Raw genomic sequence first — 12674 nt, 5'->3', positions numbered from 1 at the left:
TTTTCTAACTGCAATAAAGCATGTTGAAAGTTAAACAAAATTATGAGATACCCAAAAGGGTTAAAGAATCTTCTTTTGGGGGGCTAAACGGACTTATGCCTAAACAAATCATTCATGCGGAAAGCACACAGCAATTTATACCAGCTACGATTTTGGCAAGCTTGATCCACTATGCAGAACAACAAGAATGGGATTATAAAAAATGGTTTGAAGATTCTGGTTTAGATTTAGATCAAGTCCAGCAAAGCAATGGCTTTGTTCGTTTTAGCCAAATGTGTGATGTTATTCGTAAGGCAATCACTGCCTACGGCCAACCTGATTTAGGTTTAAAAATGGGTCGTAGTGAAGGTCTCATTTCGATGGGAATATTAGGCTTTGCAATGCAATCTTGTAAGACTGTTGCCGATGCACTGGAAATAGCACTCGAATTTCATCGCGTTTCAGGTAGTGTGTTGAACATCGAATTTTCAATTCACGATGATATTTGTACGCTAGAAGTGACTGAATCGAGCCCAACTTTTGATCTCAAAGCTTTTTTTTACGATGAATTATTTAGTAGTGTAATTGCCTGTTTAAATGCAATGCTAGGTGACCACGATGATGTTATTGGGCTTGAACTTAACTATGCTCCCACCGCAAATTTAGAAGATTATCAATATCTTTTTGGCTGCCGTGTTCAGTTAAATACTACCAGCAATAAAATTCATTTTAAAAGCAGCATGCTCAGTCGAAATCTCAAAAATTACAGCCCCGCGAACTACGCTACGGCGATACAAATCTGCAAACAGGCTTTAAAAGAAATTGATCAGCTCAATCAAGTCGGCTTTGTGCATATAGTCGAGCATTTGATTGAACAATATTTACCTGAACGTTTTGAGATGCAACAAGCAGCAGATCATCTGCAAATGAGTGAACGCCATTTAAGACGTAAATTATTATCTGAAGGTTTGAGTTTCCAACAAATTCGACAAAATGTCTTGGAGCGTAAAGCTAAACAATTACTGGAAAAGAACCTATCCCTGAGTGAGATTAGCCTACAATTGGGCTTTAGCGAATTACGTGAATTCCGACGCGCCTTTAAACGTTGGACAGGACAAGCCCCTTCGGTTTATAAACAAGAGACTCATCTTAATTAAATATACTTTGAAAATTCTGGATTAATTTTTGCTATCCAACATTTTATAAAGAACTTATCCCTGAAATCACTGGTGCTACACGTCATCCACAACCTGCGTGAGATTAATCAAATGCTATTTCTGCGATTAATTTAAAGAGATGTTGGAAGTAAACAGGTTTTGTGGATGACAAAGTTTTTGGTTACTTTTTCAAAAAAGTAACTCCAGCCGAAGGCAAATCCTAAAATAGGATGAGATCTCTGTAAGATTCCACCGAAGCGATCAAATTATAAAATAAAACCGAAGGGATCAAACTATAAAAATAAAAAAGCTCAGGATTTTACCCAAGCTTTTTATCAAAACTAAATTTTAACTTGCCGCTTGATAAAATGGTACATCACCATTAATCGTGGCACGATGCATAATTCGATGCGCATCACCATAATCAAATAAAGCCTTATGCTGCGTGCAACGATTATCCCAAATCGCTACATCACCCGCCTGCCACTGCCAACGCAGATGAAACTGCTCATTGGTGGCATGCGCAAATAAGTACTGCAGCAATTCAGCACTTTCGGTCTCATCCAACTCATTAATACGTGTGGTAAAACCTTCACTCACAAACAAAATTGGCTGACCTGTAACTGGATGCGTTCTCACTACAGGATGAACAACAGGCGGATTACGCTTAAAGGTTTCTTCCAGCTTTTGACGCTCAACATAATTATGCGCAAAACGCTCAATCGGGAAAGATTGACGAATATCATGCGTTGCGGTTAAGCCTTTTAACTTCTTCTGTAAATCTTGATCTAGCGCAGCAAATGCAGCTGCCCCACTCGACCATAACGTATCGCCACCTACAGGCGGAATCTTGATGGCTTGTAATACACAACCCAATGGTGGTTTCTGGCTAAAGGTCACATCGGTATGCCAAAGCTCATTGTCACGTAAATCCTGTTTCCAGCTGTCCAGTACAATGATTTCAGGTACATTTTCGACTGATGGATAGATCGGATGAATATGCAAAGAACCAAAGCTACGTGCCAATTCAGCTTGCGCGTGTGGCGCTAGCTGCTGATTGCGAAAGAAAATGACATGATGATCAAGCAATGCTTGCTGAATTTGTTGGGTGGTATGTTCATCAGCCGTGTTTAAATCAACATCGTGAATAATTGCACCGATTGTTGGTTTAATTATTTCAATATTTAACGTCATCTCTAACTCTCTCATCTTTACTATTTGCACTTACAGCTGTTGACCATACCAAGGAGATAATTGCTTCTGTAACCAACGCAAGAATAATTCAAAACTGACTGCGACAATCGCAATCACAATAATGCCCAACACGACGGTATCCGTAATCAGGAACTGCGCCGCCGACTGCACCATAAAACCAATACCACGATCTGCCGCGACTAATTCTGAAGCCACCAATGTTGACCAACCGACGCCTAAACCAATGCGAATACCCGTTAAAATATGCGGTAACGCAGTCGGCAGAATCACATGCCAAAACACTTGTGACTGGCTCGCCCCTAATGATAAGGCTGCACGCTCACGATTAAGCTGATGACTCAACACGCCATGCGTACTACTGATAATCACAGGTGCAAGGATCGAAAAGAAAATCAAAAGTACCTTGGTGGTTTCACCAATGCCGAACCAAATCACCAATAAGGGTAAATAAGCCAACGGTGGAATCGGGCGCAATAACTCAACCAAAGGATCCAGTACAGCACGTACCCATTTGTTCAATCCCATCCATAAACCCAAAGGTACACCAATGGCAATCGCAGCAACTAAAGCCAACAAAACACGAGAAATACTCGCGGCCAAATGCTGCCATAAAGTGGCTTTCATAAAACCTTGTTGGCTGACTTCTAGAAATTTTTGCCATACTGCTTGTGGACTCGGTAAAAATAGACTCGGGACAATTTTTAATGCCGTGATCAAATACCAGATCACCAATACGCTCAAGACACTGGAAAGGCTCAGCGCTAAACTACGATGGCGTGTAAAAAAAGCACCAATTGGACTAAAAAACGAACCCGACTGTGCTTGGTTTGTCGATTCTAGTTCCTCGACCTTACTCACCTCATAGGCTGTATTCTTTGCTTGCCCTGTCATACAGCCACCTCATGCCCTGCTTGTTTCTGCACGCGTAAACGTTCAAACAATTGCTCACGTAATTGAATAAATTTTGGATCGGATTTAATTGCTCGAATCGATTCGCCCTGCTTATAACGATCTGCAAAATCCAGCTTTAAAGTTTCCACGATCTTGCCAGGTCGAGCTGTCATCAACACCAGTTGATTACTCAACAACAAAGCTTCTTCAATGTCATGGGTAATTAGGAAGAACGATTTATTTTGCTCAATCCACAAATCCAGAACCAACTGCTGCATGGTTTCACGAGTAAAAGCATCTAAAGCGGCAAAAGGCTCATCCAATAGAATAAAAGCTGCGTGGCTAATCAAAGCACGTGCAATACCGACACGTTGTTTCATGCCACCTGATAATTCCCAGATATTGGCTTGAGCAACATGGCTTAAACCCACAATTTTCAGAATAGCATCGACTTGCTGTTGAATTTCTTGCGCTTTTAAACCTTTGAGCTGTAAAGCAAAACCGATATTTTCAGAGACATTTAACCAAGGTAATAGCGCATGATCCTGAAAGACCACCGCACGTCGTGCATCTGGTGCAGTCACGATTTCATGATCCAGTGTAATCCGCCCCGAACTCGGTGCTTGAAAGCCTGCCAAGATATTTAACAACGTGGTTTTACCACAGCCAGACTCGCCCAAAATCACAGTCAAAGTGCCTTCTTCAATCTTCAGATTAATATCTTGAAGAACTGGTACCATCTGCTTTGGAAAAGTTAAATGAAGATGCTCAGCAGCTAATACGCTCATTTCGATCTCCTATGGCTGTAAGAATTGAGTTGTGACATTGCTTTGGTAATCAGGCTTGACTTGATCCACCTTACCTTGGCTCTTTAGGAAAGTTGCAGTATCAAAAATATTCTTGGCGAATTCACCCGCTAAAGTTGCGTGTTGTTGCTGGCCATTCAGATAAATATTGCCTGACAACAGTAAAGGAATATCTTTCGCATCAGAGCCTGTCAGTTGAGCAATTTTTTGGATATTGTCCGCATTTTGTTCAAATGCTTTTGGGTCTTGGTTATAGGCTTCGATCTGTTGCAAACTGGTCTTCACGAATGCTTTCAAGAACTCAGGATTTTTCTCGGCAAAGTCTTTACGAACCACCCAAAGATCATAAGTTGGCGCACCCCATTCACCGACCTGTTTCGAGTCTGTTAATACATGGCCACTGGCTTTGACTTTACTCAATGCAGGTTCCCAAACATAAGTCGCATCGATATCACCACGTTCCCATGCCGCTGTAATTTCAGGTGGACGCAAATTGATGATCTTGACCTGATTGTCTGCAATATTCCAATGCTTTAAAGCGGACAATAAGCTGTAATGTGTGGTTGAAACGAATGGCACAGCGATGGTTTTTCCAATCAAATCCTGCGGCGTTTTAATGCCTGATTTGTTGCTGACCACCAATGCCTCAGAACCACCTAATTTTGCCGTCACCAAAAACACTTCAATCGGTAAATCACGGCTGGCTGCAGCCGCCAATGGACTTGAGCCAATATTGCCAATCACAACATCGCCCGAAGCTAATGCATTGACCACATCTGAACCCGCATCAAATTTACGCCATTGAATTGCTTGATTACTATCACGTTCATAATCACCATTGGCTTGAGCAACCTTAGTTGGATCCACACCAGTTTGATAAGCTATCACCACGGTCTGACCATTTTTAGATAGGTTTGGAGTAGCATCTTTTTGATTTTGATAGACAATAAAAGCAACAATCGCCACTAGGACGATTGCTGTAACAATGAGCGGCTTCGTGTTCTTGATGGCCATAATTAGATGATCTTTCAACAATATCGACTTATGTTATGCGCCACGCTTTATGATTAAAAATAAGAAAAAATGCGTTGCTTATTTATTTTTAATATATAGAAATTAAGATTATCTGATGAATTCAATTGAAGCTACCTTAGATATTCATCATTCTGAATTATTCAATCGCTAAAATGTCCTATCTGACTTAGGTGATTTATTTCAATGACCTAAATGAGTAAAAGAATATACTGAGAAATCTGAATGCAGCAGTCCAACGATGTTTCAACCCAGCCAGCAATCCCATTTTGGCAAGCTTTTTGGTTTTGGTTAAAACTGGGATTTATCAGTTTTGGCGGACCAGCAGGTCAAATAGCGGTGATGCATCACGAGCTAGTTGAACAAAAACGCTGGATTTCAGAACGAAGATTTTTACATGCACTGAACTATTGCATGCTATTACCAGGCCCTGAAGCACAACAATTAGCGACCTATATGGGTTGGCTGATGCACCGAAACGTTGGTGGACTAATCGCTGGGATACTGTTTATTTTACCCTCTCTCATTCTACTGATTTTATTGTCTTGGATTTATATTCAATTTGGTGATGTTCCAATTATTGCAGGGCTTTTTTATGGGATTAAACCCGCAGTGACAGCCATCGTATTTCATGCAACGTATCGTATTGGCCATCGAACTTTAAAAAATCACCTTTTATGGTTAATTGCTGTCGCAGCATTTATTGCCACCTTTGTATTTAGTCTTCCTTTTCCATTCATTATTTTTTGTGCAGCGGCATTAGGATATGTATTTAGCAAATATTATCCTCAGTTATTTAATCAACAAAATGCTCAACAGCATCAGCAAAAGAATTACGGCACTGCACACATTGATGATGATACTCCTTTACCCCAACATGCGATCTTTAGTTGGTCTCGACTCGGGAAAATTTTAATAATTGCCGCTATTTTATGGTGTTTGCCGATACTTATTTTGAGCTTCAGCTTAGGTTGGCAACATACATATACTCAAATGGCATGGTTCTTTAGCAAAGCTGCTTTACTGACATTTGGTGGCGCGTATGCTGTGTTGCCGTATGTTTATCAAGGTGCAGTTGATCATTATGCATGGCTCAATCCAACACAAATGATTGATGGTCTTGCATTAGGTGAAAGCACACCAGGCCCATTAATCATGATCGTTGCTTTTGTCGGTTTTGTGGGTGCTTTTAATCAAGCTTTATTCGGTGTAGAGCATCTCTTTATTGCTGGTGTTGTAGGTGCAATCATCGTTACCTGGTTTACTTTTCTTTTTTCTTTTGTATTTATTTTAGCTGGTGCTCCAATTATCGAATCCACCCACAATGAATTGAAATTTACAGCACCTTTAACTGCCATTACAGCAGCAGTCGTCGGTGTCATATTAAATTTGGCATTATTTTTTAGTTATCATGTACTTTGGCCAAATGGCTTTGAACAAGCTTTTGATTATAGTGCAGCACTCATCACCATTGCCGCATTGATCGCTTTATTTAAATTTCAAATCAACGTCCTGTACGTGATTTTTGTCTCAGCGCTTTGTGGTTTAGCCCTATATTTACTTATCTAAAAAAATCAAACCACACTAGAGCTAAAGAGAACTCAGCTTTAGTGTGGTTTATCGATTAGGTGTGATGAATCTCAATGGAGGCATGTACAATTTCTTCGTGAATCGATAATTCAGCTTTGATTTGATCAGGGTTTAAATCAGCACTTGTCGTCTCTAAACCGAGAATACAAGAAAATTTACCCTTGCCCACTTTCCACACATGCAGATCAGTAATTTCAACATCCTTAAACGTTGCAATCAGCTCTCGAATTTCTGCGACCACAGGATGCTCCATTTCAGCATCTAATAGCGTCTTCCCTGTTTCCTGAATCAATCCCCAAGACCACTTTGCGACCAACAATGCTCCAACAAGTCCTAATAGTGCATCTAAAAAATTCCAACCAAAATATTTAGCTGCAAATAAAGCAATAATCGCAAAAACTGAAGTTACGGCATCAGCAACTACATGTAAAAAAGCCGCTTTTTGATTTAAATCATGATGATGATCATGTGAATGGTGATGGTGTGAATGTCCATGATGATGATCATGATGGTGGTGATCATGTCCACCTTCATGTAGTAACCAAGCACAAACTAAATTAATCACTAGCCCAACAATCGCAATCGGAATTGCTTCATTAAAATGAATCGTAACAGGATTAAATAAGCGCTCAAGTGATTGAATACCCATCATTAAAGCAACAACCATCAATAAGATTGCACTGCTATAACCAGCTAAGACTTCAATTTTCCATGTACCAAAACTAAATCGCGGATCATGCGCATAATGACGTGCCATTCGGTAAGCAAAATAAGCTAAACCTAAAGCCAACATATGAGAGCTCATATGCCAACCATCAGCCAATAACGCCATTGAATTAAAAATCCAACCGCCCGCTATTTCTAAAACCATCATGATTGCAGTCAAAATTGTTGCAATTAAAATACGCTTTTGCGCTAGAGGATTGCCTTGATCAAACTGATGTGAATGACGTCTTTCTAGGTTACTATGCTGCATTTGTTTTAGCTTTAAAATATACTCCCCTACAGTATATATTTTTTTTGGAAAAAAGTATGTCTCATCTCCATCATGACAAGAAAATTTTAAATCGGGTTAAACGAATCCAAGGACAAGTTGCGGCTGTTGAAAAATCCATACTCAACCCAGAAAGCTCATGTATTGAAGTTTTACAACAAGTTGCCGCAGTCAAAGGTGCGGTAAATGGTTTAATGAATCAGCTCATAGAGCAACATTTAAAACAACATGTGCTGAAAGATGCAGATCATGTAAATGATGAGGAAATGCAGAAGTTTTTAGCTTTGTTACAACGCTACTTATAAATACCAAATGTCTTCGGTCAGTTGTTCAAGCTCTGATTTGTCATGGCTGACATAAAGCATAGGAATCTTTAATTCATTTTTAACCATTTGAAAAAAAGGAATAATTTCAGCTTTATGATCAGCATCAAGCGCAGACAACGGTTCATCCATTAACAATAAATGAGGTGAATATAACAACGCACGTCCTAATGCAACACGTTGTTTTTCTCCACCAGAAAGCTTGATCGGCATACGCTCAGTCAAATGTCCTAATTTAAGCAATTCCACCATATAGTCGAGTTCAAACTGACGCTGCTCTGGTCGAATATGCTTAAAACCAAACAACAGATTTTGCATTACATTCTTATGAGGAAATAACTGTGCATCTTGAAAAACTAAACCAACGCGGCGCTGTTGCGTGCTCAGGTTTATTTTATGTTGATGATCAAACCACGTCTGATCCTCAACTTTAATCCATCCTGATTGAGGCGTAATCAAACCTGCGATGCTATGAAGAATTGTTGTCTTACCCGAACCAGATGCACCAAATAGACCAACCACAGCATGTGCAGAGCTAAAAGCTTGATCAAGGTGAAACTGCCCTTGCTGGATCGAGATATGACAATCAATCATGATGAAAAACCACGTTTATTTCTTTGATAACGGTTGAACCATTGAGCAAACCATAATGCAAGGAATGCAACCGACAATGAAATCATAATCAATCGCCAAACAGCCGTCTCAGTATCTGGTTGTTGCATCAAACTATACATCGCCAAAGGCAAAGTTCGTGTTTCACCTGCAACATTACCTACAAAACTGATGGTCGCGCCAAACTCACCTAAGCTACGACAAAAGCAAAGAATTCCACCCACTAAAATTCCACTACTGGCTAAAGGCAAGGTCACTTGCATGAAAGCACCAAGCGAAGAAGCACCCAAAGTTTTAGCAGCCATTTCTAAACGTTGATCAACCAGCTCTATTGCTAAGCGTACCGATTGGACCAGAAGTGGAAAACCCATAACAGCGGAAGCCAACACAGCTCCTTTCCAATTAAATGCAAACTCCAATCCATAAGGTGCGAGATATTGCCCAATTAATCCACGATTTCCAAAAACTTGTAGTAATAAATAACCCGGCACCACTGGAGGTAAAACTAAAGGAAGAAAAATGAATGTTTCGAATAGAGATTTACCAAAAAACTCTTTTCTTGCTAAAACCCAAGCGATGAATATGGCTGGAATCAAACTAAAGATGAGACAACTTGCAGCCACTTTACAAGACAGCTTCAGTACTTCTAACTCATCTGGGTTTAATATCATGACTGAATCACTTTAATACGCTAAACCCATACTTCTGAAATATTGTTTTAGCCTGCTGACTTTGTAAAAATTGATAGAACTTTACTGAATCCGCATTCTTTTTAACTAGACCAATCGGGTAAATAATTGGAGGGCGAGTGTCTTCTGGGAAAATACCTGCTATCACGACGTCTTTGCTGATAGCAGCATCTGTTGCATAAACAATTCCAGCTTGGCATTCTCCCCTAGCAACAAAATTTAAAGCCACTCGAACGTCTTCTGTTTCAACAAGTCGAGGTTTTATGGTTTCCCACCATCCGAGTGAGTTTAAAGCTTGCTTGGCGTATTTTCCGACTGGAACACTATTGGTATCCCCTGTACAGACCTTACCTTGTAGTACCTTACTTGGATCGAATCCTTTAACCATTTTAAGTGTTAGAGGATGATCTTTAGGGGTTATCAGCACAAGTCGGTTCCCTAATAAATTAATACGATCTTTGGCGTTAATGATTTGTTTATTCTGTAAATAATCCATCCACTGTATGTCTGCTGACATAAATACATCGGCTGGAGCACCTGCCTCAATTTGCTTCGCTAATGTTGAAGACCCAGCATAGGAGGTTTTCACTTGCATCTTATAATTTTTTTCATACAACACATCTAATTCATTTACTGCATTGGTTAAGCTGGCAGCAGCGTAAATGGTTACTGAATCAGCTGCATAGATTTGAGAGCTTATTAATAAACTTCCACAAATCATCCCTATCGTATGTTTCTTATGTCTTTTGATCAGCATTTTCTATCCTCATATTTCGATATATTTCTAAAAACATATCGCTTGATAAAGATACACTAAAAATGAGATTTCGTCAGTTTTCTATCTTAAATTAAGTATGTAATGCATTGTTCATAAGACTTAAATTAAGAAACTTGTATCCAAAACAAATCGCAAGTCAATCTCAATCACAAGTTGATTTTCCTGGCTAAAAATATCTAACCTCTAGCTTATTACCTTTATCCATAACACAAATACTTGTATGAAAGATTTTATTTGTATTTAAAATAATTTCGTAAGCAATATTACGTTCAATTACTTTTAATGGTATTGCAATACAAATTTTTTATCTTTAGGCAGAGGGGCATTAGTGTATAGCTTTTCATAAGTACTTTTAAAATCTCTATTGTAGTCGATCTTTCCTAAGTAAATTAGGAGCGTATTATCAATATCATAATAGGTTTTAGAGTTATTCGTAAATACACATAAGTGATCGTAGTTAATTTTGACTTCAAGATTCTTAATTTTAGATTCACATCGAATTAAATATAAAAAACTAACTGTTAACAAAATAAATAACATATCAGTTCTCATGTTTTACCTCTATTTAATTGGATCAATTTCACCTATTCTAGGATTGGATTCGGACTTTTGTTTACAAATCATTAGTTAATCACATTTGGATTTCCCAGGATCAATATACTTAATACCTAAATTATCCTTACTATCAACTACACAAATACTTCTATGATAGATCTTATTTGTTTCTAGAGTTATTTCGTATACAACATTTTTCTCAAAAAAATTTATAGGTATCTTGACACAACTTTTTTCATCTACAGGAAGTAACCCATTTTTGTAAAGTTGCTCATAGTTACTTTTAAATTCTCTTGTACGATCTATTTTACCCGTAGAAATTATAATACTATTATCAAATCCATAACGTGTTTTAGGGTTATCCGTAAATACGCATAAATATCCCTGCTTAAGTTTCACCTCAAGATTCTTACTTTGCAGATTACATCCAATTAAGTATGCAAGAATAATAATAAAAACAAATAAAGCACATTTACTCATATTTAAAATCTAAAAGACAGTCAATATTTACTACCACTCACACTCTTCCCATTTTATTTACATTTAACAATTTCATTTTTCGACAAATTTAACTTAGAATCACGTCCTGACAAGCACGAATAATTTATAAATTCAAATTGTCTTAAATATTTACCTTTTTTAATCTCTAGTCTAATTTGTGTCTCCAAACTTTTATATTTTACTTTCAATGGGTCAAAACAGAAAATATACTTACTTTGGTTATTAGATAAATTTTTTAAACTTTCGTCATATATGTCAACTGATAGTTTTTCATCAAAAACATCTTCTTTATACTTAAATGAACTATCTAACAACCCAAAATCACTAGCTGCTTTCATATCACTTGTTTTTAAAGCACAAATCTTACCACCATAAAATTCATATTTAAAATCGTTCACTTTCTTTTCTTTGCAACCAACTAAAGAAATAAATAGTAAAATCAAAAAAGGACTTCTAATCATACTTACCACCTCATTAATAAACTAAAAAAACTAAAGATGCTAAAGCTGCAGCGGGTTGTATATCTTGTAAAGAAGTTAAAGGATAACCTTTAGGATCCTGTAAAATTGGTTGAACAACATTTTCTATATATGCAGCATTATATTTTTTATTATTCCTCCAAGCTGCACTAAAATTAATATCATTATAATGATGAATAACCCCATAATAATCAGCCAAAATATTTGCTTGTTGTTCTGGATTTAATTTTTTAAAATTAGTTTCCCCATCCAATTTATAATCATATGGATCATATATAGAATCAGGAAGAGTCCATTCTAAAGTTTGTAAGACTAACCCTTTTTTTAGTACATTTACGCCTTTCTGAAATTGCCATACATGAGTCATTTCATGGATAAATGTTAATTTTGCTTTAACTCTTAGATCACTACCATCTACTCGAATAGGATTTTCAGAGAATTTTGGATTTGAAAAGTCATCTTGGTAAATATCTGAACCAGTTAATCCATCGGGATAATGTACATGTCCTCGTGGTGTCATAGGTACTTGTTGTGCTGGAATAAAGGCCTTATTAATAATCTTAACTTTTTGATAATCTATAGAATCCTTAAAAATTCTTTGACACATCAAAATTTCACCAGATGTCAAAGAACGATATTTTTTAGATTTTTCCTCTTTAATTACTACCTTTGAATTAGAAATTGTATTAGTAACAATTTTATCTGTTACAAACCTAATTATTGATTTTCCAGTGGGCAATTCTGGTGCATTAGGTATTTTAAACCCTGGAATTTCAGGTAGATGTAGATCTGGCACTATTTTAAAATTCATTTAGACCTCACATGAACATGATTCATTACAATTACTATCGACATATAGATCTATTGAAATAATTCTTAATGCCTTTTCAGTTTTTAATCTTTCTGTATTTCCCTCCTCATCTGTTTTTCCGTGTTTAGTCGTGCCATCTTCGTATGTAACTATATAATCAATATTTGCGTATGGTTGACCATGAGTATCTTCTAACTTTATTTGCTCATCAAAAGTTAATGATTCCTCTTTTACAAAATTATGAGCCGTACTGGGTTTTTCG

At 37.5% G+C, this 12674-nt stretch carries 13 protein-coding genes and 3 pseudogenes; 3 read left to right on the top strand and 13 right to left on the bottom strand.

The genetic code is table 11. From position 1 onward, the window contains the following. Positions 1-42: 42 nt before the first annotated feature. Positions 43-1136 (top strand): annotated as a pseudogene (locus IO68_RS32075) (AraC family transcriptional regulator). 348 nt (positions 1137-1484) lie between these two features. On the opposite strand, the gene tauD reads toward IO68_RS32075, so the two are convergent. From tauD to tauA, 4 genes are read right to left on the bottom strand one after another with little or no spacing between them, the layout of a single operon-like run. Then, entirely contained in the window at positions 1485-2330 is an 846-nt protein-coding gene (gene tauD / locus IO68_RS32070) for a taurine dioxygenase (protein WP_023014233.1), read from the bottom strand. A gap of 30 nt (positions 2331-2360) precedes the next feature. Next, positions 2361-3242 (bottom strand): taurine ABC transporter permease TauC, encoded by an 882-nt coding sequence (gene tauC / locus IO68_RS32065; RefSeq protein WP_023014232.1) that lies wholly within the window; start codon positions 3240-3242, stop codon positions 2361-2363. Next, positions 3239-4030 carry a taurine ABC transporter ATP-binding protein gene (locus IO68_RS32060; RefSeq protein WP_023014231.1) on the bottom strand — a complete coding sequence of 264 codons (792 nt, stop codon included), beginning with the start codon at positions 4028-4030 and terminating at the stop codon, positions 3239-3241. Before IO68_RS32060 ends, tauC begins: the two co-directional genes overlap by 4 nt. A 9-nt stretch (positions 4031-4039) precedes the next feature. Then, complete coding sequence (gene tauA / locus IO68_RS32055; RefSeq protein WP_171068589.1) at positions 4040-5080, bottom strand: taurine ABC transporter substrate-binding protein; 1041 nt, start codon at positions 5078-5080, stop codon at positions 4040-4042. A 225-nt stretch (positions 5081-5305) separates the two neighbouring features. On the opposite strand from tauA, the gene chrA reads away from it, so the two are divergent. Beyond that, the gene (gene chrA, locus IO68_RS32050; protein WP_023014229.1) at positions 5306-6649 is read left to right on the top strand and encodes a chromate efflux transporter; all 1344 of its coding nucleotides are present in this window, start codon (positions 5306-5308) and stop codon (positions 6647-6649) included. A gap of 55 nt (positions 6650-6704) precedes the next feature. On the opposite strand, the gene dmeF is transcribed toward chrA, so the two are convergent. Beyond that, positions 6705-7646, bottom strand: a complete 942-nt coding sequence (gene dmeF, locus IO68_RS32045) for a CDF family Co(II)/Ni(II) efflux transporter DmeF (RefSeq protein ID WP_023014228.1) — start codon at positions 7644-7646, stop codon at positions 6705-6707. Between the two features lie 56 nt (positions 7647-7702). Between dmeF and IO68_RS32040 the strand changes: the two genes are divergently transcribed. Further along, on the top strand, positions 7703-7969 hold the full coding sequence (locus IO68_RS32040; protein WP_004878410.1) for a metal/formaldehyde-sensitive transcriptional repressor: 267 nt from the start codon (positions 7703-7705) through the stop codon (positions 7967-7969). Here the strand turns inward: IO68_RS32040 and IO68_RS32035 are convergent. The 8 genes and pseudogenes from IO68_RS32035 to IO68_RS33970 all read right to left on the bottom strand — a co-directional run. Next, positions 7964-8581, bottom strand: a complete 618-nt coding sequence (locus IO68_RS32035; RefSeq protein WP_007481625.1) for an ATP-binding cassette domain-containing protein — start codon at positions 8579-8581, stop codon at positions 7964-7966. The two genes, IO68_RS32040 and IO68_RS32035, sit on opposite strands and share 6 nt — an antisense overlap. After that, complete coding sequence (gene modB / locus IO68_RS32030; RefSeq protein ID WP_023014227.1) at positions 8578-9270, bottom strand: molybdate ABC transporter permease subunit; 693 nt, start codon at positions 9268-9270, stop codon at positions 8578-8580. Before modB ends, IO68_RS32035 begins: the two co-directional genes overlap by 4 nt. Positions 9271-9277: 7 nt before the next feature. Continuing rightward, positions 9278-10009, bottom strand: coding sequence for a molybdate ABC transporter substrate-binding protein (gene modA, locus IO68_RS32025; protein WP_227502901.1), 732 nt, complete (start codon positions 10007-10009; stop codon positions 9278-9280). A gap of 223 nt (positions 10010-10232) precedes the next feature. Continuing rightward, positions 10233-10618 (bottom strand): annotated as a pseudogene (locus IO68_RS34265) (NF045616 family extracytoplasmic (lipo)protein). 75 nt (positions 10619-10693) lie between these two features. Then, entirely contained in the window at positions 10694-11101 is a 408-nt protein-coding gene (locus tag IO68_RS32015; RefSeq protein WP_023014224.1) for an NF045616 family extracytoplasmic (lipo)protein, read from the bottom strand. A 53-nt stretch (positions 11102-11154) separates the two neighbouring features. After that, positions 11155-11583 carry a hypothetical protein gene (locus IO68_RS32010; RefSeq protein ID WP_023014223.1) on the bottom strand — a complete coding sequence of 143 codons (429 nt, stop codon included), beginning with the start codon at positions 11581-11583 and terminating at the stop codon, positions 11155-11157. A gap of 13 nt (positions 11584-11596) precedes the next feature. Beyond that, positions 11597-12412, bottom strand: a complete 816-nt coding sequence (locus IO68_RS32005) for a hypothetical protein (RefSeq protein WP_023014222.1) — start codon at positions 12410-12412, stop codon at positions 11597-11599. Continuing rightward, positions 12413-12674, bottom strand: a pseudogene (locus IO68_RS33970) (PAAR domain-containing protein); the annotation flags it as partial.

It is taken from the genome of Acinetobacter sp. COS3 (genome assembly GCF_000475335.1).
GTDB classification, from domain to species: domain Bacteria; phylum Pseudomonadota; class Gammaproteobacteria; order Pseudomonadales; family Moraxellaceae; genus Acinetobacter; species Acinetobacter venetianus.
This window is presented reverse-complemented; position numbering and strand designations above follow the sequence as displayed.

Bases quoted from the DNA above. Each gene is read 5' to 3' on its own strand.
- tauD (WP_023014233.1), bottom strand. From the start codon at position 2,330: ATGACGTTAAATATTGAAATAATTAAACCAACAATCGGTGCAATTATT.
- tauC (WP_023014232.1), bottom strand. From the start codon at position 3,242: ATGACAGGGCAAGCAAAGAATACAGCCTATGAGGTGAGTAAGGTCGAG.
- dmeF (WP_023014228.1), bottom strand. From the start codon at position 7,646: ATGCAGCATAGTAACCTAGAAAGACGTCATTCACATCAGTTTGATCAA.
- IO68_RS32035 (WP_007481625.1), bottom strand. From the start codon at position 8,581: ATGATTGATTGTCATATCTCGATCCAGCAAGGGCAGTTTCACCTTGAT.
- IO68_RS32010 (WP_023014223.1), bottom strand. From the start codon at position 11,583: ATGATTAGAAGTCCTTTTTTGATTTTACTATTTATTTCTTTAGTTGGT.
- IO68_RS32015 (WP_023014224.1), bottom strand. From the start codon at position 11,101: ATGAGTAAATGTGCTTTATTTGTTTTTATTATTATTCTTGCATACTTA.
- IO68_RS32040 (WP_004878410.1), top strand. From the start codon at position 7,703: ATGTCTCATCTCCATCATGACAAGAAAATTTTAAATCGGGTTAAACGA.
- chrA (WP_023014229.1), top strand. From the start codon at position 5,306: ATGCAGCAGTCCAACGATGTTTCAACCCAGCCAGCAATCCCATTTTGG.
- modB (WP_023014227.1), bottom strand. From the start codon at position 9,270: ATGATATTAAACCCAGATGAGTTAGAAGTACTGAAGCTGTCTTGTAAA.
- modA (WP_227502901.1), bottom strand. From the start codon at position 10,009: ATGATTTGTGGAAGTTTATTAATAAGCTCTCAAATCTATGCAGCTGAT.
- IO68_RS32060 (WP_023014231.1), bottom strand. From the start codon at position 4,030: ATGAGCGTATTAGCTGCTGAGCATCTTCATTTAACTTTTCCAAAGCAG.
- IO68_RS32005 (WP_023014222.1), bottom strand. From the start codon at position 12,412: ATGAATTTTAAAATAGTGCCAGATCTACATCTACCTGAAATTCCAGGG.